This is a genomic window from Alteromonas sp. G4i35 (assembly GCF_054960375.1).
In genome coordinates this window covers 60,497-85,127 of record NZ_JBHNZD010000009.1, presented here as the reverse complement: position 1 = coordinate 85,127, position 24,631 = coordinate 60,497, and the positions used below count along the sequence as shown (strand labels likewise).

Annotated in this window: 24 protein-coding genes; 9 read left to right on the top strand and 15 right to left on the bottom strand. The window is 43.8% G+C overall.

Annotated elements, in window-relative coordinates:
* Positions 1-146: 146 nt before the first annotated feature.
* The 4 genes from ACFI6L_RS07320 to ACFI6L_RS07305 all read left to right on the top strand — a co-directional run bounded on the left by ACFI6L_RS07320 (position 147) and on the right by ACFI6L_RS07305 (position 2,883).
* Complete coding sequence (locus ACFI6L_RS07320; protein WP_014951426.1) at positions 147-1,439, top strand: amidohydrolase family protein; 1,293 nt, start codon at positions 147-149, stop codon at positions 1,437-1,439.
* Positions 1,440-1,463: 24 nt separating this feature from the next.
* Entirely contained in the window at positions 1,464-2,054 is a 591-nt protein-coding gene (locus tag ACFI6L_RS07315; RefSeq protein ID WP_278344625.1) for a YqaA family protein, read from the top strand.
* Positions 2,055-2,216: 162 nt separating this feature from the next.
* Positions 2,217-2,678 carry a hypothetical protein gene (locus tag ACFI6L_RS07310; RefSeq protein WP_061486861.1) on the top strand — a complete coding sequence of 154 codons (462 nt, stop codon included), beginning with the start codon at positions 2,217-2,219 and terminating at the stop codon, positions 2,676-2,678.
* A gap of 25 nt (positions 2,679-2,703) precedes the next feature.
* Positions 2,704-2,883 carry a hypothetical protein gene (locus ACFI6L_RS07305; RefSeq protein ID WP_014951429.1) on the top strand — a complete coding sequence of 60 codons (180 nt, stop codon included), beginning with the start codon at positions 2,704-2,706 and terminating at the stop codon, positions 2,881-2,883.
* Positions 2,884-2,904: 21 nt separating this feature from the next.
* Here the strand turns inward: ACFI6L_RS07305 and tusA are convergent, their stop codons facing one another.
* Genes tusA through rph form a run of 3 tightly spaced genes read right to left on the bottom strand, consistent with a single transcriptional unit; the run spans position 2,905 to position 4,567 of the window.
* Positions 2,905-3,165 (bottom strand): sulfurtransferase TusA, encoded by a 261-nt coding sequence (tusA, locus tag ACFI6L_RS07300; RefSeq protein WP_014951430.1) that lies wholly within the window; start codon positions 3,163-3,165, stop codon positions 2,905-2,907.
* On the bottom strand, positions 3,155-3,796 hold the full coding sequence (gene pyrE, locus ACFI6L_RS07295; protein WP_039228851.1) for an orotate phosphoribosyltransferase: 642 nt from the start codon (positions 3,794-3,796) through the stop codon (positions 3,155-3,157). The genes tusA and pyrE overlap by 11 nt, the downstream gene beginning before the upstream one ends.
* A 57-nt stretch (positions 3,797-3,853) precedes the next feature.
* A complete protein-coding gene (gene rph, locus ACFI6L_RS07290; protein ID WP_014951432.1) occupies positions 3,854-4,567 on the bottom strand; it encodes a ribonuclease PH in 714 nt (237 codons plus the stop codon).
* Between the two features lie 301 nt (positions 4,568-4,868).
* Here rph and ACFI6L_RS07285 point away from each other — a divergent pair, with 301 nt between their 5' ends.
* The 3 genes from ACFI6L_RS07285 to ACFI6L_RS07275 all read left to right on the top strand — a co-directional run bounded on the left by ACFI6L_RS07285 (position 4,869) and on the right by ACFI6L_RS07275 (position 8,295).
* A complete protein-coding gene (locus tag ACFI6L_RS07285; RefSeq protein ID WP_462573690.1) occupies positions 4,869-5,732 on the top strand; it encodes a YicC family protein in 864 nt (287 codons plus the stop codon).
* A gap of 174 nt (positions 5,733-5,906) precedes the next feature.
* Positions 5,907-7,115, top strand: coding sequence for a tyrosine-type recombinase/integrase (locus tag ACFI6L_RS07280; protein WP_462573689.1), 1,209 nt, complete (start codon positions 5,907-5,909; stop codon positions 7,113-7,115).
* 226 nt (positions 7,116-7,341) lie between these two features.
* Positions 7,342-8,295: a hypothetical protein gene (locus ACFI6L_RS07275; protein ID WP_462573688.1), complete on the top strand. Its 954-nt coding sequence runs from the start codon at positions 7,342-7,344 to the stop codon at positions 8,293-8,295.
* Positions 8,296-8,301: 6 nt separating this feature from the next.
* On the opposite strand, the gene ACFI6L_RS07270 is transcribed toward ACFI6L_RS07275, so the two are convergent.
* From ACFI6L_RS07270 to ACFI6L_RS07250, 5 genes are all read right to left on the bottom strand, one after another.
* Positions 8,302-8,523, bottom strand: coding sequence for a helix-turn-helix transcriptional regulator (locus ACFI6L_RS07270; protein ID WP_194868501.1), 222 nt, complete (start codon positions 8,521-8,523; stop codon positions 8,302-8,304).
* Positions 8,516-8,776, bottom strand: a complete 261-nt coding sequence (locus tag ACFI6L_RS07265; protein ID WP_128730768.1) for a helix-turn-helix transcriptional regulator — start codon at positions 8,774-8,776, stop codon at positions 8,516-8,518. Before ACFI6L_RS07265 ends, ACFI6L_RS07270 begins: the two co-directional genes overlap by 8 nt.
* Positions 8,776-10,500, bottom strand: coding sequence for a DUF927 domain-containing protein (locus ACFI6L_RS07260; protein ID WP_462573687.1), 1,725 nt, complete (start codon positions 10,498-10,500; stop codon positions 8,776-8,778). The genes ACFI6L_RS07265 and ACFI6L_RS07260 overlap by 1 nt, the downstream gene beginning before the upstream one ends.
* A 483-nt stretch (positions 10,501-10,983) precedes the next feature.
* Positions 10,984-11,361, bottom strand: coding sequence for a hypothetical protein (locus ACFI6L_RS07255; protein ID WP_462573686.1), 378 nt, complete (start codon positions 11,359-11,361; stop codon positions 10,984-10,986).
* 251 nt (positions 11,362-11,612) lie between these two features.
* The gene (locus tag ACFI6L_RS07250) at positions 11,613-11,873 is read right to left on the bottom strand and encodes a hypothetical protein (protein ID WP_462573685.1); all 261 of its coding nucleotides are present in this window, start codon (positions 11,871-11,873) and stop codon (positions 11,613-11,615) included.
* A 68-nt stretch (positions 11,874-11,941) separates the two neighbouring features.
* Between ACFI6L_RS07250 and ACFI6L_RS07245 the strand changes: the two genes are divergently transcribed.
* Together ACFI6L_RS07245 and ACFI6L_RS07240 are read left to right on the top strand one after the other, a co-directional pair.
* Positions 11,942-12,220 carry a helix-turn-helix domain-containing protein gene (locus tag ACFI6L_RS07245; RefSeq protein ID WP_349590921.1) on the top strand — a complete coding sequence of 93 codons (279 nt, stop codon included), beginning with the start codon at positions 11,942-11,944 and terminating at the stop codon, positions 12,218-12,220.
* Positions 12,221-12,319: 99 nt separating this feature from the next.
* Entirely contained in the window at positions 12,320-12,469 is a 150-nt protein-coding gene (locus ACFI6L_RS07240) for a hypothetical protein (RefSeq protein ID WP_096792319.1), read from the top strand.
* Between the two features lie 69 nt (positions 12,470-12,538).
* Here the strand turns inward: ACFI6L_RS07240 and ACFI6L_RS07235 are convergent, their stop codons facing one another.
* The 7 genes from ACFI6L_RS07235 to mads1 all read right to left on the bottom strand — a co-directional run bounded on the left by ACFI6L_RS07235 (position 12,539) and on the right by mads1 (position 23,810).
* On the bottom strand, positions 12,539-13,405 hold the full coding sequence (locus ACFI6L_RS07235) for a phage integrase N-terminal domain-containing protein (RefSeq protein WP_462573684.1): 867 nt from the start codon (positions 13,403-13,405) through the stop codon (positions 12,539-12,541).
* Between the two features lie 1,021 nt (positions 13,406-14,426).
* A complete protein-coding gene (locus ACFI6L_RS07230) occupies positions 14,427-17,684 on the bottom strand; it encodes a DEAD/DEAH box helicase (protein WP_462573683.1) in 3,258 nt (1,085 codons plus the stop codon).
* Positions 17,681-18,478: a hypothetical protein gene (locus ACFI6L_RS07225; protein ID WP_462573682.1), complete on the bottom strand. Its 798-nt coding sequence runs from the start codon at positions 18,476-18,478 to the stop codon at positions 17,681-17,683. The genes ACFI6L_RS07230 and ACFI6L_RS07225 overlap by 4 nt, the downstream gene beginning before the upstream one ends.
* Positions 18,478-19,626, bottom strand: coding sequence for a restriction endonuclease subunit S (locus tag ACFI6L_RS07220; RefSeq protein WP_462573681.1), 1,149 nt, complete (start codon positions 19,624-19,626; stop codon positions 18,478-18,480). Before ACFI6L_RS07220 ends, ACFI6L_RS07225 begins: the two co-directional genes overlap by 1 nt.
* Complete coding sequence (locus ACFI6L_RS07215) at positions 19,623-21,200, bottom strand: class I SAM-dependent DNA methyltransferase (RefSeq protein ID WP_462573680.1); 1,578 nt, start codon at positions 21,198-21,200, stop codon at positions 19,623-19,625. Before ACFI6L_RS07215 ends, ACFI6L_RS07220 begins: the two co-directional genes overlap by 4 nt.
* 20 nt (positions 21,201-21,220) lie before the next feature.
* On the bottom strand, positions 21,221-23,611 hold the full coding sequence (gene hsdR / locus ACFI6L_RS07210) for an EcoAI/FtnUII family type I restriction enzme subunit R (RefSeq protein ID WP_462573679.1): 2,391 nt from the start codon (positions 23,609-23,611) through the stop codon (positions 21,221-21,223).
* Position 23,612: 1 nt separating this feature from the next.
* Complete coding sequence (gene mads1, locus ACFI6L_RS07205; protein WP_462573678.1) at positions 23,613-23,810, bottom strand: methylation-associated defense system helix-turn-helix domain-containing protein MAD1; 198 nt, start codon at positions 23,808-23,810, stop codon at positions 23,613-23,615.
* Between the last annotated feature and the right edge of the window lie 821 nt (positions 23,811-24,631).

The window sequence follows — 24,631 nt, the reverse complement described above, 5'->3', positions numbered from 1 at the left end:
ACTTTGTTGCTTCTGTCTCTTCGAACATATCAAAACGTAATTCATCTTCAATAAAGCACCGTTAACAGCGCTTTGTTTTGCGTTATACCTCTGACTGCATTACATTCGATATAGTCTATAAAACAATCAACAAGAAGACCTATATCATGAAAAAGCCTCTGATTACGCTGGCTGTTGCCAGTGCCTTACTCTCATCGCCCTTTTCCACTGTAGCCGACACGCTGATTCATGCAGGAAAAGTGTTTACTGGCACATCAAACTCTCTTCAGGAAAATGTGACTATTGTTGTTGAAGACAACAAGATCAAAGCGGTAAAAAAGGGGTTTGCTGAAGCCCAAGAAGGCGATACTGTCATCGACTTGAAGACGTCAACCGTTATGCCAGGTCTGATGGACATGCACGTTCATTTATCGTCGCAGCACGGTGGTCCACAAACGTATCTGGAGCGCTTTTCACTAAATGAAGCCGACTATGCATTACGGGCAGCGAACTACGCTAAGATTACGTTAGATTCGGGCTTCACCACGGTTCGCAACTTAGGGGATGGCTACAACGAAACCGTTGCGCTAAGGAACGCTATTAGTAAAGGCTATGCTACAGGTCCGCGAATCTATACCGTTGCCAAATCTATTGCCACTACAGGCGGACATGCCGACCCAAGTAATGGCTTATCTCATTTACTTCGCCCAGACGTAGGCCCTAAGCAAGGTGTGGTTAATGGCGAAGCTGAAGCCCGTGAAGCAGTAAGAACTCGTTACCAAGATGGTGCGGACTTAATCAAGATCACCGCAACCGGCGGCGTATTGAGCGTTGCTAAAAGCGGCCAAAACCCACAATTCATGACCGATGAATTAGAAGCAATTGTTGAAACGGCAAAAGACTACGGTATGACAGTGGCGGTGCACGCGCATGGGAAAGAGGGAATGAAGCGGGCTATTGAAGCCGGTGTAGATTCTATCGAACACGGCACTTATATGGATGACGAAATCCGCAAATTAATGAAGAAGCACGGCACCTACTATGTACCAACAATACTGGCAGGAAAGTTTGTAGCAGACAAAGCCAAAATTGATGGCTTCTTTCCGGAATTGGTGCGCCCGAAAGCTGCAGCCATTGGCCCGCTTATCCAAAATACCTTTGAACAAGCACATAAAGCAGGCGTAAAAATTGCTTTTGGTACAGACAGTGGTGTATCAGCCCACGGCGACAATGCGCAAGAGTTCTCATTAATGGTTGAAGCTGGTATGAAGCCTGCCGACGCGCTGCTAAGTGCCACCGTGAATAGCGCGAATTTACTAGGTATCAGCGATATTCTTGGCACGCTGGAAGAGGGTAAGTTGGCTGATATTGTTGCGGTTCAAGGCAACCCGCTTGACGATATATCGCTTATGGAAAGCGTGTCTTTTGTGATGAAAGACGGAGTTGTTTACAAGCAGTAGAGAAAATAAAGTGGTAGGGATTACATGGAACTAGGTAAAAAGGTTAAGCACAAAACCAAAAAACTTGTCGATTCTAAGCATATGTTAAAGGGCATCACTCTTGCCTCATTTTTAGAATCAACCATTGTTCCCATACCACTAGAAGCCGTAATGGTGCCACTAATGCAAGCAAGACGGGAGTCGCTTTGGAAAATTGCATTAATGGCCACCATAGGCTGTGTGATTGGCGCAGTCTTCGGCTATGCTCTTGGCTATTATCTTTTCGATATGGTTGGTCAGTGGCTTATAGATACTTTTTTCAGCCAGGAACAATTTGATAATGTTAAACAGCAGATGCAAAACCAAGGTTTTTGGTTCGTAATGACCTTAGGTATTGCCCCTATCCCTTTTCAGGTTGCGATGCTTGCAGCAGGTGCAACCCAATACTCACTTCCGCTTTTTCTTTTAGCTACTGTTATTGCACGTTCAATTCGCTATTTCGGACTCGCAGCCGTGGTCTATTACGCAGGAGACAAAGCTGAGCAGCTCATTAAGCGCTACAAAATGAAAGCGGTTATTGCTATCACAGTTGCAGTGCTTCTTTTATGGTGGCTTTCAAATTTAATCAGCCAATAAGCTTGCCTGTACTAGTGACTCAAAGCACTTAATAGGCGAGACAAACGATGCCGTTGGTTCACGACAACGTAAATATCAAATCAACCCAATAGATTTTTTGAACTTTACATTTGATAATGATTCTTATTTGCACTAATGTAATAGAAAACAGGAGGTGCTTATATGAATGTTCAGCGGCTATGCCCAGTTTACAAAAAGTGGCTACAGCTAAACCCTTCAAACGCGCGACAGCATCGCTATGCTATGCAAGCGCAGACGCAACAGGCTCATCAACAGGGTAAATTGGATTATGCGAGAGAATTAGGTTACCAGACCTTTGAGGCCGCAAAGGTTATCCTTAATGCGCTTCAGCCTACCTCTTTGCAGAAAGTCAGTGTAGTTCAAGAAGACGTACTCGCTTTTTCCACTATGGGAATGTACTTATCATCTCTGCTTGCCGAAGAACATAGGAAGCGAGAATCTCACGCTATTTTACAAGAATGTCAGCAACAGCTTATTGCCATATTACCCCTGCATGCCACCAATCCTTCTATATGCAGGCTAATCGCGGCCATTCAGCATACCCTTGAGCAAACCTATGTCCCCCAAGCAAGCAAACGACTCGCTTCTGTGGCAGTGCATTAAATACTTTAGATAAAAGGAGATAGTTATGGCGTCGAAACAAATTTCAAGCGAAGACGGCTTTGTCTCATTAAACGTTAGAGCTTCTGTACTTCAAAAAATGCTTAATGGTGAAGTGCTACACATGACAGATATTCACTGTACCTGTTCGCGAAGCAAGCAGGTTTTGAAGCAACTTTTATTGCAGGCTGCTAGCGGCCGCGAATAGAAACAGTAACAAAAAAGGCGCTCAAGCGCGCCCTTTCTTAATTACGTATTGGTAAGGCATGGTCTCGGTTTGAGACGCAACCAGCGTGTGGTCCATAAAGCGGCAAAAGCTAGGAATATCTCTGGCCGTTGAGGGATCGTCAGCCGTGACCGATAAAGTTTCCCCATCGGCCAGCTTTCGAATATTCAGACGCACCATCATTACTGGCTCTGGGCAACGCAATCCTAGCGCATCTAAATGCTGACTAGCCGCGCTAAATGCGCTGTCAAAATCAGATGCCATAATTTTCACGATAGGTGTTAATGGCGCTGATTTCGCTATCAAACCCGCCTTTCTCGGTCAGATAAGCCACGACATCGGCAAGCGATACAATAGAGATAACCTGAGTGCCAAAATCGCGCTCGACCTCTTGAATAGCTGACAGTTCGCCATTACCGCGCTCTTGTCTGTCTAGCGCAATCAGCACGCCAGACAAGCTAGCCTGCTGTTGCTCGATTAAGGTCATCGATTCGCGAATAGCCGTACCCGCAGTGATCACGTCATCCACCAGCATAACCTTACCTTCTAGTGGGCTGCCAACTAGATTGCCGCCTTCACCGTGGGTTTTCGCTTCTTTGCGGTTGAAGCAATAAGGGACATCAAGCTTGTGGCTATCGGCCAATGCAACGGCTGTTGTTGTCGCAATAGGAATGCCCTTATAGGCTGGACCAAAAAGTACATCGAACGCAACGCCTGCGTCCATTAACGCATCAGCGTAAAAACGCCCCAACTTAGCCAAATCGCCACCGCGATTAAACAAACCGGCATTGAAAAAGTACGGGCTAACGCGGCCTGACTTTAAAGTGAATTCGCCAAATTTAAGTACGCCACGTTCAATGGCAAACTCAATAAAATCACGCTGAAACGCTTTCATGATGACCTCTTAATTTCTAATTTACGCGTTGGTTCTAACTACGTGTCGATGACTCGCTTACGCTAGCGCCGCTTTTTGAATGTCGAACAATTCACGTAAACCGTGCTTACCAATTTTCAGCATCTCGTCAAGCTCTTCAAACGAGAACGGTTCGCCCTCTGCAGTACCTTGAACTTCAATCAGCTTGCCGGTTTCGGTCATTACAATGTTCATATCTGTTTCTGCCTCAGAGTCTTCGGTGTACTCAAGGTCAGCGATTGGCGTACCTTCGTAAATACCTACTGAAAGGGCGGCAATCATATGTTTAAGCGGGTTAGTTTTGATAATGCCTTTTGCACGCATGTAAGTAAGTGCATCAACAAGAGCTACACACGCACCGGTAATTGACGCTGTACGCGTACCGCCGTCGGCCTGAATAACGTCGCAGTCTAACGTAATGGTGTTTTCGCCCAGAAGTTTTAAATCTACCGCTGCGCGTAGTGAACGCGCAATTAGACGCTGGATCTCTAACGTGCGGCCGCCTTGTTTACCGCGCGCCGCTTCACGGCCGCTTCGCGTATGAGTAGCACGTGGAAGCATGCTGTACTCAGCTGTAATCCAGCCTTTCCCTTGGCCCTTCATAAAGCGTGGCACACCTTCTTCTACCGTCGCATTACACAACACCTTAGTGTTACCAAACTCTACAAGAACAGAGCCTTCTGCGTGACAAGTGTATTGGCGAGTAATTGTAACAGGGCGAATTTGACTGGCGGTTCTGCCGCTTGGACGCATAGTGTTCTCCACAACGTAAGTGCTTAAAAAAGGGTAGCGTTTTACAGGTTTTATTGGCGATATGTGAATAGAAAGCCCAATTCGCGGTCAAAACCTATAAATTCGATGTAGCTACGAAATTGCGCCTAAGTATAACGCAATACCCGCGGCCGTTAAAAACGAACTTTACATGTTTGCTTATTGAATTACGTAAATGTGCGCTAATATACAAAATACAAGAAAACCTGCTGTAGATATTCACGTATACAACACGACGTTCGGGTTGTTTTTGCAGGCTTTCAGTTAAATTTAAAGGATATTTATGATTTACAGCATGACAGCGTTTGCACGCGTAGAAACCAAAAAAGAGTGGGGCTCAGCCGTGTGGGAAATACGCTCGGTCAACCAACGCTTTTTAGAAACTTACTTTCGCCTGCCGGAACAGTTTCGCTCATTGGAGCCGGTTTTACGTGAACGATTCCGTAAAAAGCTAGCCCGAGGTAAGGTGGAATGTGCGCTGCGTTTTACCGCCAACGATGCTGCTGTAACCAAGCTAAGCTTAAACGAAGAGCTGGCGAAACAAGTACTTCACGCCGCTGACTGGGTGCAATCCCATGGCCAATCCACGGGGGTTAACCCACTAGACGTTTTGCGCTGGCCTGGGGTAATTGCAGCGGAAGAAGCCGATATGGACGCCATCCACGCTGACGTAATGGCCGCGTTCGACCAAGCTCTTAACGATTTTATCAGTGCCCGCGCTACCGAAGGTGAAGCCCTTAAAGGTATGATTACGCAGCGCCTTGACGCTATAGAAGTGGAAGCTGAAAAAGTAGCCGCGCGTATGCCTGAAATCATGGTGTGGCAGCGAGAAAAAGTGCAAACCCGCTTTGAAGAAGCAAAGGTTGAACTTGATGCAGGCCGTTTTGAACAAGAAATGATCATGCTGGCGCAAAAAGTAGACGTGGCAGAAGAGTTAGATCGTCTGAATGCTCACGTTAGGGAAACCCGCAATATTCTTAAAAAGGGTGGAGCAGTAGGCCGCCGTCTTGATTTCATGATGCAGGAGTTTAACCGCGAATCGAACACGTTAGGTTCAAAGTCTATCAGCACCGACATCACACAATCGGCGGTTGAACTTAAAGTCCTGATTGAGCAGATGCGCGAGCAAATTCAGAATATTGAGTAAGGCTCACTAGGGCTCAAAAATATTCATAACCAACTGAAAAACCTCACTTTATAGCGGGGTTTTGTTTTTTATAGTTCCGTATTTTTTCATTCTGTTTCATCCAATTGGTGAGTATTGTGGTGAGTATTTTTCACTGCTAGTCTCAAGCTACTGGTGAGTACAAGAGGTGAAGAAATGCCAAATTTAACAGTTAAACAAGTCAACATACTTGCTAAAGGTCAGCATAGTAAAACATCAGATGGCAATGGATTGTCCTTCGTTGTTCCGAAGCGTGGCGAACCTTATTGGTCTTTGAGGTATTCTGTTAACGGTAAAAGAAGGGAGAAATCCCTTGGAAATGCTCGACAGATAACGCTAGCAGAAGCAAGGGGACTCGCTGAAGAAGAGCGTACAAAACTTCGTGAAGGCTTAGACCCATTATCGAAGTTTGCAGGAAGTGTTCTCAACATTCGCTCTATGGACGAGTTATTTAATGATTACTACCAAAACAAGCTATTACGCTTAGTTCACCCGAACATTCCTAAAAGAAAGTATCAAAATGATATCTCACCTTATATTGGCAACATGGACGTTAGTAATATAAATCCTATTCACGTTAGGAGCATCATAAAAAGCATTGCTGATAGCAAAAGACCTTGCGTTTCCAATGATGTATTGGATTTACTAAACAACTTGTTCAAACATGCAACTCAACTAGGTCTCACCCTTAATAATCCCGCATCTGTATTTTCATATTTGGATGCTGGAGGACAAGAGGAGCCAAGGACTCGTTTTCTCACGCTAGACGAAATCAAGCCCGTATATGAAACATTTAGACAGCATCCTGAGTCATTTACCCGAGATAACTATCTAGCTTGTTGCTTATTACTTGTTCTGGGCGTACGCAAAAATGAGCTATTGCAGGCACCTTGGGCTGAGTTTGATCTAACGAATGCAGTTTGGCACTTACCTAAAAATAGAACAAAGAAAAAATATAAAGGTATTGATATACCTTTACCCCCAATAGCACTTGAATGGCTTCAAGAATTAAAAATTCGAGGTGCGGAGTCTGACTATGTATTTCCCGCTAGACGCCGAAGTAAAAAGCCTTATATGGGGAGTGATACATTGAATCGTGCCATCGATGGGCTCTTCGGCATTGCACAAGGAAAAAAAACTCCTCCACCTAACAGGATGGGCGATATTGGCCATTTTACAGTGCATGATCTTCGAAGAACTTTTCGATCATTAGTGTCCATGCTTGGATACTCTGGTGAGCTCGGCGAGCGATGCTTAAACCATAAAATTAGCAGGTTAGATGATACCTACAACAAATATGATTACTTTGAAGAAAGAAAGGAAGTGCACATCAAAGTGTCAGAAGCATTAAGCACTTTCTTTTAAGGAAAAAAGAAAGCCCCCGGCAGCTATGCTACCAGGGGCCGATATCTCACGCTTTATGTCGATGAACTGGCACCATTACTAAGATGGGAGAAGAACGATTCGACTAGCTAAATACAACTCTAAACGATCCTGACGCATGTGTCAAAATTATTTCGCACTACAAGCCTTTCTTCCAAAAGCTTGGTAGTATGACTAAGAGTATCAAAATAGATAGAAAAATCTCAATATGCCACACGATTATGATTATACAGAGCCTAAAAAATTAATTAGCTCAGCCAGGCTTTCAAGCTATAAACATTCTTTAGGGTTAACCAGTGATGCGGAGCTTCTTGGCGCTTATAGCTGGAACTTAACTTTGGTGGGTTCTTTCTATCCACTTATTCAACTAATTGAAGTTGCGCTACGGAATGCAATTAATGAAGTAGCGAAGAACAACATAACAACGCCTCCAGGGCAGTTCTGGTTTCAAGCTATTCCTTCTACTCAAGAAGAGAATGAACATGGAGATTTGTGTCACCCTGAGCAAGTTAAAAAGTTTAAAGAAAAGCTCAAGAGTGCAAAAAAAGAAGCCAAAAAGGCCCTAGAGGACAAAGGTAGAGACCCCGAAACTGTTACCTTAGATCAAATCATTTCTAAAACCGATTTTTCAGTATGGGAATATATTTTAGACAAAAGCTTTTACGATGGTGGTGATAACAACTACTTGTGGCCATCAAAATTGACTAAAGCCTTTAGAAAACTACCTAGAGTTACCGTGAAAAGCAACCCGATGTTTCATCAAAGGGATGCGTTACGGAGACGAGTTGAGGAAGTAAGAGGTTTTAGGAACCGCATTTCTCATAACGAACCCGCTTGGCGTATTAGTGATGTGAACTCCCCAGAAGATGCAATAGCAACCCTTACCGAAAAATTAGATAATATGCTAGAGCTCTTGTATTGGATATCGCCAAAGTTTCAAAAATATGTACGCGATGTTGGTTTGGAATCAAGAATTAGACAGGTTCTAAACTTACAAGAGTTTAGTCGATATATTCACGCATTTGAGACTTATGATATAGAAGATTTGGAAGGCCTTATTGAGCTCGTTCAAAAGGCCAATCAAGACAATAGTCGATTTTATGTCAAATTCGGAGCTATTCCGTCAATCATTGCCCCTCATAACACCCCGTTGTTACAGTAATGAAAATTAATTTCCATTAATCCAAAGCAAAATATCAGAAAGCAACCAGCGGGCTTTCCCCTTACCAACGCTCGAGGCTGGCGGGGTTTCTCCCGCCTTTTGCATACGCCACCAGGTAGTGCGGCTTATGCCGGTTCTGCGGCAGCGCTCAGTCTCACTTATCAGTCGCTCTTCTTCGCCATAAAGCTTTAAAATGCCCGCTCGTTTTTCAAATAGCTCGTTATTCATGTTCGTCTCCAAGTTCCACGCGATTCTTGAGTATCCAAGTATCAACTTCTGTTCTCTTGAAAAAGGTTCGCCGGCCTCCAAGCTTGTAGTAGGGCAACCCTTCTCTAACTTGTTGACGCAAGAAATTCGGGCTTAGTGCTGTGTACTGAACACACTCATCAAATGTGAGGAACTCTTTGCTGTTGAGCGCTACTTTGCAAAGCTGGCTTTCAATCACGCATTTAATTTCGTCAAATAGCTGGTCAGTAAGCATCAGTAATTCTCGCTCTGGGAAATTGGGAAATTGGGATTGGCCTTACTATTCAATGAGTTACCATTTTGGTGAAAGTGGGATAGATCCACACTTTCACCGCATTCGCGACAGATTTTCTCGGGAAATAACTTAATAAACCGCTTCCCCCCTATTTTAAATGTACGTCGCGATCTCTCATTTGAAGTGGCCCAATTTTTTTGAAGCATATAATGGACTGCTTGGCTGTATTCGTGAGCAACGGATTCTATTACTTCCGATTTGAACAGCTGCTGAGGGATGTACCAAGTCAGCTCAGGCTCTGATTCGAAGAATCCTATGCTCCCGTTATGTGATTCCCCCCGAGGACTCAGGCTATGCCGCCACTTATTGATTAGCTTGATAAGTTTTTTGATAATTTTCTTACTTTCTGAGTTTTCTGTGCTATTCCGGTCATCTAGCCAAATTGTTGCTACTTGTTCTAATGCATCTTTAGCTTCACCTAAGTGCCATGGCAACAGTCCTAAATTAATGGCAATTTCCCCTGCGGCCGCTAGCAGAGCAAATTTATCTAAAACGTTATTGGCCTGGCTCTCAATGTTTTGTGGCCAGGGCCATTCCTCGCGTATACTTTTAAACTCTCTTATTATTTCATCTTGCGGACAGTTAAATCTCGATAGGGCTTCCAACCAAGATTTGATGAAAGTTCCGTGATATTTATTAACGCTGGCTGATAAATATTCAGCAAATTCCTTTGCTGAAGGAAACTCATGAGTATTTTCAAAGGCATCATACGTACAGAAAGTTGGTACCTCTATCAGGCGAACAGATTGCCCTGCGCTCACACTCTGATTGATACTCAGGAAAAGCTCCTCAAGAGTTAACTCTCCTGTACTAAGCAAAATAGTGCGCCACCGATACCGTTTGTCTAGCCCACCGTTTTTTGTACTTCTAAGCTTTGATACACCATTACATAAGTGGTAAATCAGTCGATCCATTTCATGTGCAGGGCACTGTTTAAATTCGTCCAAACAAAGCAACATGTTATTTCTTGCCCGTGCAATAGACTCAATCCCGTTTGAAGTCGAGCTCCAAGTTTCCCAGTAAGTTTGATCTGAATAAACACTGGCAGCCACTTTCATGACCGTAGACTTGCCGGACTTAGAGCTCCCAACAATCTGTATTCCAAAGCTTTCCAAATCTGTCCATTCGATAATGGGGGCCGCTAGGGCTGTACACACAGCCATAATCAAGATTGGATTACCTCGGCAGTATTGGGCGACATGTTTTTGCCAATCCAATAGAGAGCCTGAATCTTCTAAACTAGCACCAGCAAAATCACCGACATAGATAGCAGGTGTCTCGTGTCGACCTACGCTCCAATCTGGAGTCACAAATTGCCCGTTAATCCATCCACTTTGTCTTGCACTGTAGGCATGCAATTTACATGGAGCCTCAATGAGGTGAGCTAAAAGTAACTCCCAAGATCTTTTTTCAGGAGACAGTTGAAATCCAGAGTTCAACAACCGCTGTTTAAAACTTGTTGCTGAGCCTTCGCATACTTCTCCCATAGTGAGTACTTCGCGAATTGTTAGGCCAAAGTAGTTTTTCCATTCTATAAGACGACCAAAATCGTCACGCTTGTTGGGGGAAGACACAATTGCCTTAACCTCAATTGGCCCAGATATTTTTTTCTCTTCACCGCTACTACTGTAAGAGTAGATACCATCGGGTTTTGCCTTTAGCATGACTTTTACCTCTCAAAATCAACGCATTTGTATTACTTGAATCATTGAGAGTTAGGTTGACACGGTTTGAGACAGTTTGGATCGAGAAAACCCACCTTACTTTTGATGGGTTTTTCAGCCTTTTAAATATAAGTACTCCAGAAAAGTCAAGGGATAATTGTTACTGGAATTTGGTATGAAAATGCTGCTTTTTAACGTAAAACGTTAGGCATGCCTAATTTTTTCGCTGGAAATATTGGATATCAGTCGAATTTATTGAGATTGTCGCGATTAAAATGAAATAGCAAAGCAAAAAATATCACCAACGCCAGAATCATGGCGCATCCTGTAAGCAACGGAGCCATAACTATATCCTCCCCTCTTTAATTGCTTCAAATAGATCGTGCTTTAGTTTTTCGTAATGTCGAGTAGCGCGAATAGCCAGCACCATTAACACCCACATTTGAAACCATTCATATGTTGTCATAGCCGTTCCTATTAATTTTAATGCCTAGTAATGCCGGTAAATACGTCTCCTGCCCAATTACACAATTCGATAACCCAATTAGTGATTTGTTGCCGCTTATTAGGATTATAGCCGGTAAACGGGAAAGTTATTTTGATGCTACGCGCCTTAAATTTAGCAAACGGCTCCAGCCTTACATCCCAGACAACCCCATTTTCGTTGGTGACATCGAACGCAAACGCCTTTTGGGATATTAGAGTGAGTAACATGTCCTCTTCAGTCTGAACATCCTTATCAAAAGAAAGGCCTAGTGGCTCACATTCAACTTCAATACCACTCAATCGATGTTTTATCTCAGCAAACGCGGGTAAAAATGGCCATAGCTCAGAGTTACTAATCAATTTTTCTTCGTTCATAAAATCCGCCCTCAATTTGGCATGCCAAATTGGTCAATAGTTGAGCTTATTAGTCAAATAAGGTTATGAGATTAAATCAATAGCATATATCTCACACTGAAAAGCATAGAAGGAAAAATTTTCTTTTTATTCAGTTATTTAATATCTAATTGTACTTACATCTATTTTGAAAAAATCGATTTTTGCTCAACACGATCGTTAATGAATCGCCTTACTGCGATTTGGCATGCCAAATTGGCCTCGAATTAGATCTAGTGATATGTGTCATATAACTCGCCTCGTGCCTGAGCATCCTCGGCCTCTTGACGAGTCATATGTTCGCCATCAGCGATAATATTACCCATACCATCATCAAGCTTATCGAGTTGTTCATTTTTCGTAGATGACTGATCATCGGCGGTAAATACCCAAACTAGAAAGTAAATAATCCCAAATATTACGAAAAATAACGTTTCCAAAATCACTGCTCCTCTCCAATGCCAATTTGGCATGCCAAATTGAATGCTAAGCATTCCTTAGTATCCAGACTTCATTAAAGCTAAGAAAATCTTAGTTTTCAATAGCAGATCTCCTACACCCGTTGAAAAGTAATGATGGTTCGCCGTTTCCAACACGGCTAAAGCAAGCAAGAACAAGACTTGGTCTGTCCCAGAAGCAGTTAGGAATAATGGCGGGGATGGATAATTTTGTTGCGTCTGCTCGTATGAACCAATATGAGCGTGGTGTTCACACTCCAGATTTCAAAACAGTAGTAGCGCTTAGTGATGTTCTGAAAGTGCCAACTGCTTTCTTGTATTGCATTGAAGACGAATTGGCAGAAAATATTTTAGATTGGTCAAATAGTCCCAACTGCGCCTAAAGATGTTCACTTATTAAACTACTCGTGACAGTATAGATTTCTGGGCAATAAAAGGCCCAGTCCAAATATTTGTATTAATTAATCTGATGGAGCAGAAATATGGCCGTGAAGCATGTACCAACTGGAATTGTTCATAAGGGAAGTAAAGGTGGAACAACAGGATGTGGTTTTGATACTAAAAAGGAAGCTACCCACTGGGTAGAATCCCACTCTAAAATCAACTGTGATAAAAACGGTTGTAAAAACTGAAGTTTCGTTGAGCAGTAAGCTAGGGCGAAGTTAGTTTCTTCGCCAATTAAAAATTAGGCATGCCTAATTTTAACTGCCCAAGTAGGCATAGGTGATCTTCAAACGTTCATGACCTAACTCTTGGCTAATTTGCTCACGAACTTTCGTATCAAGCTCATAATCAATAGGTGATAACTCTCTTCTACGCGGGCCACCGTCGGCAGGGCATTTCCAACCTGTAAGCTCTAAATAACGCTCCCTTGCGTAATGGTGACGTAACCCATGATTTTTATTTAATCCAACTCGAATTGTTTCGCGGTCGTACTCACCCATTTGTGATTTATAGTTATTATCAGGTTCGATAAGTGCGCCTTTAGTAACAGCGGCAATATCACGAATAAGCTGTCGTTGAGATTCTTTTCGAATTGGGATCGTGCGGTATTTGCCACCCTTAGCCCATGAGCCTTTTATTTGTACAGTGTTAGCGTCTATCAATGCATAAGACAAGCTGAATTTCATACACTCCTCTTTTCTAAGCCCAAACTCTTGCTGCAAACGCAGGGAAAGCTTAATTAAGTCACTCTTGATCTTGGCATGCTTATCCATGTCTAACGTTTTTGACTTGCCAATTGGGTTATTGCGAACTCTTGGAATGCCGTAATCATCATTGCTACGTGAACAGATATTAGGTTTACCTATTTTTTCGGCAATCCAACGCAAGGCCGCCATTCTGTTTTTTATTGTTTTTGCTGCCAGACCTTCATCTTGCCAACGTGTAACAAGGTGATTGATATGCTTGGTTTTAAGGCCGGTCGGGTCTTTTAATCTATAACCATGTTTGAGTAGCTGCTTGGCAGCAAGGTTTAAAACTTTGCTTCGGGTAGCTCTAGTGCTAAAGCTACTTTCGCGGTATGTGTCGTTCACCATTTGATGAAGACGATATCCTAATTGGCTCATTTCATGTTCCTCATAAATTTAAAAACTAATTTTTGAAAATATTGAGAAAAACACCAAACCGAAGACCAGGGGGCGAAATGCCAAAATAGGTAAGTTTTAAAGCCATATGAACGGTGCGTAACCGAGCATATTGTCATAAGACATAAAGGCTAACTGGTCTAAAGCAACAAAGCTGAGCCTTGTGATTTCTGTTGAAATACAGCGCGAACTACTGTGGTTTATATTTGTGTTGTATATAGTGGAGTGGCCGTGTGGCCCATAATGCTGCGAATGCAGCTCCTCAAGAACGTGTTGCGGGCAGTGGATACGCCCTTTTTCTTAATGCTCATGTCGAGCTAGTTCATAAATAAAATTATCACAGTGATCAGAGATTGCAACACCTTTGTGACACGCCCAAATCTCCATCCCTCTTCTGGCCCTGCTAATTTTCAAGGCGGATGGGTATCGATGCATCATGAGCAGTGGCCTCGACGGGCGACTCTGCGAGTCGTCCCTACCTCTTTCGAGTAGGGACGACTCGTCGCCAATCCGCCTTCAAAAAAACCGGGGAAAACTTAGGGGTGTTTTTCTGGCGCACAATTTAGAAAGGTCAGTTATAGTTCAAGTCGGTGGCTGCACACCAGCCCCGTCGACTTTACAGACGACCTCTACCTAGGTGGCCGTATGGCTAATGGTACAACCGGGCGTTGCCCATGAGGTGAGTAATCCAAGTAGGTGTTTTTAGGGTTTTTAGCATCTACCGTCTCAAAGGATAGTCGTATCTAGATAGATACGCGGCTTTAGTTTTTACTATAAGCGTCACAGGTGTGCAGCTACCATTCAATATTCGAATAAAAATTAATAGTCATGAGCATAAAAGGTGGATGCCTTTACAACTGATTTTCATGCTTGAAAACTGCTTACTTTATTCCTCATTTAATGAAGTAATAGCCGCAAACACAAGGTAATCTTGCTTAAATATCTTCACCTCAAGTGTTTTTCTAAAACAGAAAAAGTTTAAATATTTCAGATGATTACACATTTACATTTCACCTGAAAGCCGCTTCCATACCTTTAAATAGTCTTCACCCGACAATGATGAATTATCAGGTCTCAGGCGCGCCCAATCATCCGGTTTCAAAGACTTCAGATATTCGCTGGCTTTTCGAGGTGACAGAGTATTTTCTGCACCGGCTTCAGTTCGAGCCTTAAAGTCTTCACCGGCACGTTCAGCAATACTACGCGGAACGCTATTCATACGCATCAATACGCCTTCTTCGGTTTTCACACCATGGTAAAGCATCGCAGGAAGGTTATTTAATCTGCGCTTTTCTTCGTCTGTCATGGCTTCAAAATCAAGCCCTGAAGTTGGCATTTTGCTTAATGCCGACAGTCCCCAAGCGCCATTATTGGCCAAATCTCTATAAACCGCTTTGCAAGCTTTAGATATTTGATCTGTAAGGCTATCACCTTCAAAGTAAGTCTTCGCTATAGATTCAATGGAGCTACCTGTTACCCAAGCCTGGGTAATATCAGCAAGTTTACGATGACTATTCCCCTGTCCTTTACTAATCTCTTTTAAACTTTCTTGTAACTGCGGAACCCGCAACATAATCCCCATCAAGCTTGGCAGCACAGACTTCGATTTATCGCCAAATAGACTCGAAGGCTCCCAATCTGCAAGCGTTAACTTGTTTTCAAGGTTATTCAAATCCAATAAAGTTGAACGAACGCCCTCTGGAGAGAAGCCTGTAACATCAGCAAGAGAAGCATTTTCTGGATGCTCAGCTAACTTTCTAACATACCCTTTGGTAGCCTCAAGAAGCGCATCAGCTTTCTCTTGCGAGGCTTTATCAGCTTTAGCGCGAAGAGAACCAAACCCGTAGGTATTTCTGAGTAATTGTTCAGCTTCACCAATTACAGCGTCCAAGTTACGTTTTTCATTCCATAAATGAGCGATATAGCTTCTGAAGTCTGCCCATTGTTCTTGCTGCATAACCCAAGATAAGTCTGCTAATTTCCCCGCAGTTTGAAGATCATCCAGCATCCCTTCCAAACGGGAAACTAACGATGCGGTTGCATCACTAACATACTTTCTTACCTCATTCGGCTCTTTGCCCGCAGCAATACCGATTACGCCTACGCTATCATGGCCGATACGCCCAGCTCGCCCCGCGAGGTTCCAAAATGCCCGATGTGACATTTCATTATCATAAGGTGGTTTGCTAGACGGCAATTTTCTCGTCGCAAGAAAAACAGATGAAACAGGGAAGTTAAGCCCTTGTGCTATGGTTGTCGTTGCACACATCACTCGAATATGGCCAGCTTCTGTAAGCCACTCGATTAATGAAAGCGCCTCAGCGGGTAAACCTGCATGATGCAAAACAACACCTTTTGATAGCATATCAATTAGCTCAAAGTCCTCACTAATCTCAGCCGCAAGAAAACGTTGAACCAGTTTAATGTCTTCATGCACCTGAACTAAAGGTTCAAGCTCTGCGGCAACTTTACGAGCAATACTCCAAGCATCTGGAATTGTCTGCGCTACAGCAATACTGGTACCACGCTTAGAGAAAACCTTAGCCATAGCAACAGCCTGTGTTGCGAGCCCCTTAGCGCTAGAGTACGTCAGTTTTTGCAGAGGGCGGTTACCATCTACATTGTGGATTCCTTTAAGGTGAATCGTTCGTTGAGTGGTCGTCAACGTTTCAAAACTTAAATTCCAATCACCACGTTTTTCACCTTTATGAATATCAAATAAGCCAACAATTCTCTCATTCGGTTGCCAAGCAGAGGTGCCCAAACTGATGCTTCGGCCACGATCGGCAGCTAACCATTGAGCTAAATCGTTAGCATTTGGCACAAATGGCATCAGTAGTAAGAAGTTTGCCCGAGGTGATTCTTGCTTAATCGTTGCAAGTAGAAGTTCAATACGTAAGCCACGAGACTCATCTTCAATATTGTGAGCTTCATCCATCACAACCAGGGCCAATGGGCGCGCGACTTTTTTGTTTCTCATCACCAATTGAAGTTTCTCAGGTGTTGCAACCAAAACCTGAAAAGCACGTGCTTCACCCAAAAGCGCTTCTTCAAAAGCATCGACTTCAATCGCGCCAGTTAACGGCTCAACTTGAATACCTAATGGGCCAAAATCTTCACGTAATCGTCGGGTAATTTGAGAAACCAAAGCGCGAGTTGGCGCAACATAGGCCACCCAACCATCATCCTGATCAAACTGATTCAGCGCTTGCAACATGCGGAACTGTGCCAGCGCGGTTTTACCGCCGGATGTAGGCAAATCAACAATTACCGCTCTACTGGCTTGATCGAGTAAACCTTGCTCTTGCAGTGCCGCTCGTTGCGGAGGTAACAGTTCAAATAAGCTCTTGTGCTTAGTCACATGGGAAACAAAGCGGGTCACACGGGAGTTAACCGTATGCGCCACCCACCATAAAGAGCCAGCGACCATTTTTCGGCTTGCGACATGTAACCAGCGTAAAATCATTTCGAGCTGCGGGTCTTTCGAGGCTTGTGCCGCTTTTTGCGCCGCTTCAAAATGCTGATCTAATTGTGCATCGATCGCTACCGGTTCGCCTTGCAGCATGTATACCGCTAAACGCTCTGTTGCTTTGGCCCAGTGATAAAGCGCCACTAAACGCATTGCTATGCTTTGCGCCTCTGCACCTTGGGTTTGTTCTAGTAACGCTTTTTCGTAGTTCGCTTGATCGTTTCGTAAGCCAAGCACAATCTCTGAAATCTGATCTAAGTCATCCCAGCGGTTTTTGCGAAGCAGTCGCAACCAACAATCAAAAATTCGGTAAAGCAAGCGCTTATCCCAAGTAACACCTGCCACACTGGGTACTGCTACTGTATTGTTCTGCTCTTCAAACCATCGACGTAAATCGGTCCAGCGATCGGCACAGTAGGCCAAACCCGACACATGCAAAACATGAAACAAGCGCGCCTCATTGTCACTTGGTACGGGTAATACACGATAAAGCCCGAACGCTCGAAACGCGCCAGCTTGTGCAAGCTCACGAATATTTTTATTGTCCTGCTTGGCAACAGGGTGCAACAAAGCGCCAATGCCTTCGATCGCGGCCAACTCATACGCTGTTGCTACTTGCTCTAACAAGTCAATGTCAAACTTCGTTGCCGCATGTTCAAGTAGATTACCCAGCGCCACATCAACCAAGCGCCGTTCAGCCATTTCAATAGCTTTATCACGCCGCTCAGCGCCAATCGACTGAACAGCCCAATGCAGATCTACCTGTAGTAAGTGCTCTTGTGAAAGCGTCATGACGCCTCCTGCATAGCCGCTTGAGCACGAACAGACAGCGTACCAATCATTTTATGAGGAAGATATAAAGCGTACATTTCAATATCAGTTTGCACTGGACAATCGGCCGCCAGTGCTTTTGCTCGGCCAGCAATATCAGAATCGATTGGGGCAATATCGCGCACCAAAACACCATAAACAGCAACGTCCGTTGTGTTCGAGCTCAAATAGCGTTTGGCAGCGCTTTTAAACATCGGTTCCCAAGGTGCTCGCACCGCATGGAGTCCTAAATAACGTAAGAGGGCATCTTTTACTTGGCGATTATCTCGTAGCCCAAACAATTGGGTACCCAAGCTGGTCATCACGCTTGGCGGCGCTTTGTCCTCTTCAGACGTTTTTACTTCACCAAACGCAAAACGGTAGGGAAGCTCAGCATCGTTTACAGGTTGAAATCCAGTCAAATCGCACCCTGCTGGGCTGGCATTCGGGTTTTTAAGATCACGCCCGGTGGGCCACGGAAACACGCAATTACCTTTATCTGCCACAAAGGCTTCGGCAATCGCTTCACCCACTCGCCAATTATCAGGCACGGTTTCATCGATCAGCGCTTGGCGTAAACCCTCTTGCTCAAACTCCGTGCTTACCACACTGCCAAGTAACTCCTGAAGCTCATCATTGCCTGCGGTATCTTGCAAAATATGCTTCACGGGGCCAGCTAACATCTCGCTCACTTGCTCGTCCTGATAAGAAAAGCCATGAGCAATAACAGGCTCGGTGCCAGCATCATATGCAAGCGTCGGTGCAGGCATAGACATTAAACCAATTCTCCCTTAAAGGCTTTATCCAAAATTGAAGGCATCAAAGCCTCTAGCTCAGTTGCATTTTCTGACTGAGCTTGTTTAATTTTTTCAACATAGCTTTGCAATTGATTAAACCAAAGCTGCTTATCGTAATCGGGTACGGGGACAGTGAATTTATTTAGCCTTGCCATTGATATCACTCTGTTTCTATCAGCGCTTCCGCGTGATCCACTGTCGATTTGCATTAACCCTTCATTCGATAAAAAATAAAAACAGAGAAATTGACTAGTAACTACGCCTTTTATTGGCACGCATGTTAAATAGCTATTATGAGAAGCTACTCGCCCATGATCTTGAATACTGGCGACACCTATTGAGCCCTCCCAAGATTTTCGAACATTAAAGATCAAATCATCATTTTCAATTCGATAAAATTTTTGCCACTCAGGTAGGTCTACACCTTTAAGCGTCGGTTTATGAAAAACACCTTTACCAAAAGATCTCGTTCCCAGCTCTGGGTATTCGCCTTCAAATGTAATTTCAACTTGTCGTTTTACAATCGGGGCAACTTTCGACATCGGCTTATAAACAGCGCCTTCAATTAATTTGTGAAATGTGCTGGTTAACAACGCGTGGAGATCACTTAAAATCTCTGTTCGGATTTTTCGCGCTAGCTCAATTTTATTCTTAAACTTTAGAATCTTATCGACTACTCTTTTCTGCTCTGCAAGCGCAGGTAGCAAAATCTGTTTATCGAGAAACTTATTTTCGTCAAGATACTTTCGATTAGTAGTACCTTCACTTGCAACGACACAAAAATCTTTAAACTCTGGTGTTTTAGACATGAAATCGAGGTATTTAACATCTGCAAGTTCGGAGTTGACGTCAAATGTCCAAAAATTTCCTGTAATAATTGCCCCGTCACAGCTTTTAGGCACTATTCCGAAAGCACCGTTCCTTGCATCAATTTTAGATAGCACAAACTGATCAGAATTCACCAGAAACTGGCGCTTAGTTCCTATATCTTCACCAATTACTTCGTCTCTAAGGAGCACTCCATTACCATTCATTTTAATGGTAATGCGCTTATACTCGATATCATCCTCAACGGTGATGGCCTCTTTTTGGCGGATAAGAACATCCCTTAAAGTATACTCTTTCATTTAGAGATACCTTGAGTGCTTATTTCAGCTTTAATCTGTTTTAAGATCGCTAAAAGAGACTCTTCTTTCGCGGCTATTTTCTCTATCAAATCCATAGGCTCTTCGTGTTCAAGCACTTCGAGACTATTAGGGTTTTTTCTATCTAAATTTACGTCAATCAGTTGTCCACTTTCGGAGTATTTAATAATCTCTGAAGCGCTTTCTTTCCAGGCATTCTGATTAACAATCCTGTTACTCCACCAGTTCAAGCATTCATCAAACTCATGGCCTTCCATCGGTTTAGTTTTAGTATATTTTTTGCGCCCTTCAGGAACTGTAATTTGGTAATACCAAATATCCTCGGTTGGGCCAGAACGATCGAAGAAGAGTAAGTTGCCTGCAATATCGGTATAAGGCGCGAATACCCCTTCCGGCAAACGAACAATGGTATGCAGATTAAAGTTCTTTAACAGCTCTTCTTTAATGCGTGCGCTGATACCATCACTGAAAAGCGTACCATTTGGGACAACAACCGCGGCGCGACCGCCATTGTCTGAACCGTGACCAGGGCGCTTGAGTTTACGCATGATCAACTGAAGGAACAGCATTGCGGTTTCGGCGGTTTGCATGTCTTCTGGAAAGTTACCAAGAATGCCTTTTTCTTCCTCACCACCAAACGGTGGGTTAGTTAAGATCACGTCCACCCGATCTTTGTCACCCATCTCTCGTAGTGGAAAACGCAGGCTATTTTCAGGGTCAATTCTTGGGTACTCCAAACCATGCAGTAACAGGTTCATTTGTACCAACAGGTAAGGCAACGATTTGGCTTCACCGCCAAAGATAGTGCTTTCTTGCAATACTTCGCGGTCTTCGACTGTTTTACACTGGCGCTCTAGGTGTTCGAACGCTTCAACCAAAAAACCACCCGTGCCGCAGGCTGGGTCCAATACGGACTCACCCAACTGCGGGTCCATCACCTCAACCATAAAGCGAACCACTGGACGAGGAGTATAAAACTCGCCGGAGTCACCAGCAGCATCGCGCATTTCACGCAACATGGTTTCGTATAAGCGGCTTAAGGTGTGCATCTCTTCAGATGAGTTGAAATGAATGCCGTTTATTTTGTCGACAACATCACGTAACAAATAGCCGTTGACCATGCGGTTTTGCATGCCTTTAAACACGGTCGCAATCACATCTCGGCGATCCCCACCGTTGTCACCTTGTAGGCTACGCAAGTACGCAAACAAACCGATGCCACGCGTGCCATCAGGTCGCATTGCTTCATCGTTGTTAATAAAGGCAATCAGCTCGTCGCCGGTGATACCACCTTCAATCGCTGCCCAGTCTCGCCAGCGGTATGGCGCTTCGATGGCTGGCTGAAAGCTTTTTCCTTCTAGCACGGCTTCGGTTTCTCGCATTTGCTCTAAGTCGTCGAGAAACTTCAAAAACATGATCCAAGTGAGCATTGGCAGGCGATCGAGATCGCCGTTTAAGCCTTTATCTTTACGCATGATTTGCCGAGACGATTTAACAATCGCACCTAATTGCTGGGCGGTGGTCATCGGCTGATCTGCTTTCTTTGTTCGTGTCATAAATCGTATCGTCACTTCTGTTATTGCTGGCTATAGAGCAGCGTTTGTAATTGGTCCACGGCGGTTTTCATTTGCAATGCGCCGCCAAAGAGACTGGCTATTTCCATCACATTGCCATATTCAGAAATGGGCGGTACCTGTAGCGAATCCGGAATACTGAATTGCTTAGGACCATGGTCGGTATATTTGTCCAGTAAAGACGTTAAGATCGCGCGGGCCTCTGGGCCGTACTGATCAAAAAAGTCCGGTTTGTTTTTCTTCAAGTAGTCAGCGCGCTCTTTTCTGGTTCGCAGCGGTACGTTGAATGCAATATGGCAAAGTAAATCCAATGGATCTGCATCGGTTTTGCCTGACTCTGCGACCAAATCATCAAACTGGATCCCGCGTTCTTGTAATTCGAGAATGATCTCTTCTCTCTTTAACGGATTAGCCCAGCTATCTTTTAGTTCGTCCAGTGAGGAAAAGAGGGTCTTTACCTTTTCTGCGGTGTAGTCGGTATATTGGATGACGCGAAGCTGTTTACCGTCTTCGTCTAGCTCATAGACCAAATGAGACGTAATTTTAACGCTGCCACCGTCTACGTAGTACTTTCGTGACTCTTTGTCGTCTTCATCACTAGGATTTCCAGTGTCTGGATTGAACTCTTCATCAATTTCGTCTTCGGCATGTTCAACATCATCGTCATTCGGGAGTGGTGCCTCATCAATAACTTCTTCACCATCCTCATCAATGAGAACTTCTTCTTCAATTTCTGGGTAACCATCAAAGTCCGGATCAGCAAAATTCTGTGTAGCGGAGCCGGTATAATCAATGATGTTGAACCAAAGCTTGCCGTAATCTTCGCGTAAGCGGGTACCACGGCCAACAATTTGCTTGAACTCACTCATTGAGTTCACAACACGCGCAAGCACAACATTTTTACAGGTTGGCGCATCTACCCCCGTTGTTAATAGCTGTGAAGTGGTCAGAATAACTGGGGTACTGGTTTCAAGCTCTTGAAAACGACTGAGGTGCCCTTTGCCAATTTTCCCTTCTTCTGATGTCACGCGTGCAACGTAATCTGGATGCTTGCGTGAAAGGTCAGAATTCAAGTTATTAAGCGCCCGACGCATTTCATCTGCGTGCTCTTGATCGACACAAAACACGATCGTTTTTGCAAAACGATCGGTTCGCTTCATAAACTCAGTGAGATGCTTAGCAAACGCATCTGTTCGAGCCTTCAACGCAATAACCCGTTCAAAGTCCTTGGTTTGGTATTCACCATCTGGGATTTCTCGCCCAAAGCGGTCTACATCGCCTTTGCTTGGTCGCCAACCTACCGCATCGACTTCCGAAATAACTCGGTGCACGCGGTATGGCGCAAGAAATCCATCATCAATACCTTGGCGCAAACTGTAGGTGTAGATTGGGTTGCCAAAATAACGATAAGTATCGCGATTATCTTCACGCAGCGGCGTCGCAGTCATACCGATTTGGAAGGCAGGCTCAAAATACTCGAGAATTTCGCGCCAATTACTGTTGTCGCGGGCACTGCCTCTGTGACATTCATCGATGATGATTAAATCAAAAAACTCTTGTGGAAATTCTTTATACAAGCCTGGACGACGCTCATCACTGGCAATAGATTGATAGATCGCAAAATAAATTTCACGACTTTTAACAATTTTGCCGCCTTCAATTTTGTGCCTGGCATCACCAAACGGGGTAAATGTTTTATCCTTTGGATCATCGACCAACACATTTCTATCTGCCAGAAATAGAATGCGAGGTTTTCTGTAGTCCCCCGTGCGATTCCAGCGAGCGCTCCACAGCTTCCAACTAACTTGAAAAGCGACGACTGTCTTACCCGTACCGGTTGCCATCGTAATTAAAGAGCGTTTTTTACCTTGAAGTACCGACTGTACTGCGCGGTTTATGGCTATTTGTTGGTAGTAACGCGGGGAATATCCCGAAACATGGTGGTAAGGGGACAGCAAGGTATCAAGATCTTTATCCTTTAAACCTTCATCGCCACAAAGACGCTTGAATAACTCATTAGGGGTTGGAAAGCGCGACAACAATTGCTCTTCACCTGTGGTGTAGTCAAACTCTAAGATCTCCTGACCATTGGTTGAATAAGCAAACTTTAGCCCTAAGATTTCTGCGTAATCTTTTGCCTGTTGCATTCCTTGGCCGACAGGGCTATTTTCCGGTTTAGCTTCAACAACGGCAATAGGAAAATCGCGAGTGTACTTAAGTAAATAATCAGCTCGCTTTTGCTCCCCACGTTGGACTTTACTGCCCTTAAACTGAACGCGACCATCAGTAAATGTGTACTGTTCAGCTATTGCGCTAGGATTGTTTTCCCAACCGGACTCTTTAAGTTTTGGCGTCACATAGACCCGACAAGTATCCGCTTCGTTTAAGGCCATACTATTTTTCTTCCTTGCTGTCATCTGATGCACCACCAGACCTAACCCACTGATCCACCTCGTCAGCTTTAAACTTCCAAGGCCGACCAATTCTATGAGCTGGCATTCCTTTTTTACTGATCCATGAGTACACAGTATCTTTGCTTACACCAAGATATTCGGCTATTTCTTCAACAGATAACCAGCGGTCTGTAGTCACAAGTGATACCTAAAAAATATTGTTTGAGGTTGCAATAACAAATTCTCAGCTTAATTAAGAGGAGTATACCTGATTTAAGCTGATTATGAAGGAATAGGCAGGGTATAAAAATATTAGCTTGTTATCTGACTCTTTTTATAAAGGTGAAATTGGAACAAAACGCCCTAAACCACTTCGTTCAAATCCTGTAAAGCCATAAATCGGAACCCCGCAAGCGGGGCCCCCTTGCTACGCAACCCTTCGGGCGATTTCTCGCTTGACTGGCTTTTCTCTGCGTAGTCTGTGTTGGCCATGAGGTATGGCGCGCCTTTAGGCGGCAAGCGCCTAAAACTTACCAACCTCATAGCGAAAGGGGCTTATATGAAACCTATGGACTTTATAAAAAGGGCTAAAAAAGTAGAATTTGCTGATATAGCAAGGTCGGCAAAGCCGATTGAACGTACCACTCTTAAACACGTTCGGCCTACAGATAAATGTTACCTGATTAAAGCAGGCAGTAAGTTACAATTCTGGATAACTCGTGATGATTGCTTGTTGTCTGTGAATGTCTCTCTGCACTCACCATTTTGTGTTTGTACTGATGCAGATAGTTAGTTATGTTTCCCATATCCCAACTTTCCCAGTTATAAATTGAGCGTTTTTTAATTTTTTTTTATAAATTTTTTTCGATTTCTTTATGGTGAGTACACTGGTGAGTAAGAGGGCTTAAAAAAGGATCAAAAGTCCTTTGCAAGCCTTGTTATTAGTGAAATAGTGAAATTTAAAACGATAAACAAATTCAGAATATTGAGTAATTAAAAGCAGACTCAAACTCATTCAAT

What these genes read in the sequence shown, in the direction of transcription:
- ACFI6L_RS07265 (WP_128730768.1), bottom strand. Translation starts at nt 8,776, where the DNA reads ATGCTTACTGACCAGCTATTTGACGAAATTAAATGCGTGATTGAAAGC.
- ACFI6L_RS07240 (WP_096792319.1), top strand. Translation starts at nt 12,320, where the DNA reads ATGGCCGTGAAGCATGTACCAACTGGAATTGTTCATAAGGGAAGTAAA.
- ACFI6L_RS07310 (WP_061486861.1), top strand. Translation starts at nt 2,217, where the DNA reads ATGAATGTTCAGCGGCTATGCCCAGTTTACAAAAAGTGGCTACAGCTA.
- ACFI6L_RS07275 (WP_462573688.1), top strand. Translation starts at nt 7,342, where the DNA reads ATGCCACACGATTATGATTATACAGAGCCTAAAAAATTAATTAGCTCA.
- ACFI6L_RS07225 (WP_462573682.1), bottom strand. Translation starts at nt 18,478, where the DNA reads ATGTCTATGCCTGCACCGACGCTTGCATATGATGCTGGCACCGAGCCT.
- ACFI6L_RS07250 (WP_462573685.1), bottom strand. Translation starts at nt 11,873, where the DNA reads ATGCTTAGCATTCAATTTGGCATGCCAAATTGGCATTGGAGAGGAGCA.
- ACFI6L_RS07305 (WP_014951429.1), top strand. Translation starts at nt 2,704, where the DNA reads ATGGCGTCGAAACAAATTTCAAGCGAAGACGGCTTTGTCTCATTAAAC.
- ACFI6L_RS07270 (WP_194868501.1), bottom strand. Translation starts at nt 8,523, where the DNA reads ATGAATAACGAGCTATTTGAAAAACGAGCGGGCATTTTAAAGCTTTAT.
- ACFI6L_RS07255 (WP_462573686.1), bottom strand. Translation starts at nt 11,361, where the DNA reads ATGAACGAAGAAAAATTGATTAGTAACTCTGAGCTATGGCCATTTTTA.
- rph (WP_014951432.1), bottom strand. Translation starts at nt 4,567, where the DNA reads ATGCGTCCAAGCGGCAGAACCGCCAGTCAAATTCGCCCTGTTACAATT.
- ACFI6L_RS07220 (WP_462573681.1), bottom strand. Translation starts at nt 19,626, where the DNA reads ATGAAAGAGTATACTTTAAGGGATGTTCTTATCCGCCAAAAAGAGGCC.
- ACFI6L_RS07285 (WP_462573690.1), top strand. Translation starts at nt 4,869, where the DNA reads ATGATTTACAGCATGACAGCGTTTGCACGCGTAGAAACCAAAAAAGAG.
- ACFI6L_RS07320 (WP_014951426.1), top strand. Translation starts at nt 147, where the DNA reads ATGAAAAAGCCTCTGATTACGCTGGCTGTTGCCAGTGCCTTACTCTCA.
- pyrE (WP_039228851.1), bottom strand. Translation starts at nt 3,796, where the DNA reads ATGAAAGCGTTTCAGCGTGATTTTATTGAGTTTGCCATTGAACGTGGC.
- ACFI6L_RS07230 (WP_462573683.1), bottom strand. Translation starts at nt 17,684, where the DNA reads ATGACGCTTTCACAAGAGCACTTACTACAGGTAGATCTGCATTGGGCT.
- ACFI6L_RS07280 (WP_462573689.1), top strand. Translation starts at nt 5,907, where the DNA reads ATGCCAAATTTAACAGTTAAACAAGTCAACATACTTGCTAAAGGTCAG.
- hsdR (WP_462573679.1), bottom strand. Translation starts at nt 23,611, where the DNA reads ATGGCCTTAAACGAAGCGGATACTTGTCGGGTCTATGTGACGCCAAAA.
- tusA (WP_014951430.1), bottom strand. Translation starts at nt 3,165, where the DNA reads ATGGCATCTGATTTTGACAGCGCATTTAGCGCGGCTAGTCAGCATTTA.
- ACFI6L_RS07315 (WP_278344625.1), top strand. Translation starts at nt 1,464, where the DNA reads ATGGAACTAGGTAAAAAGGTTAAGCACAAAACCAAAAAACTTGTCGAT.
- ACFI6L_RS07260 (WP_462573687.1), bottom strand. Translation starts at nt 10,500, where the DNA reads ATGCTAAAGGCAAAACCCGATGGTATCTACTCTTACAGTAGTAGCGGT.
- ACFI6L_RS07235 (WP_462573684.1), bottom strand. Translation starts at nt 13,405, where the DNA reads ATGAGCCAATTAGGATATCGTCTTCATCAAATGGTGAACGACACATAC.
- ACFI6L_RS07215 (WP_462573680.1), bottom strand. Translation starts at nt 21,200, where the DNA reads ATGACACGAACAAAGAAAGCAGATCAGCCGATGACCACCGCCCAGCAA.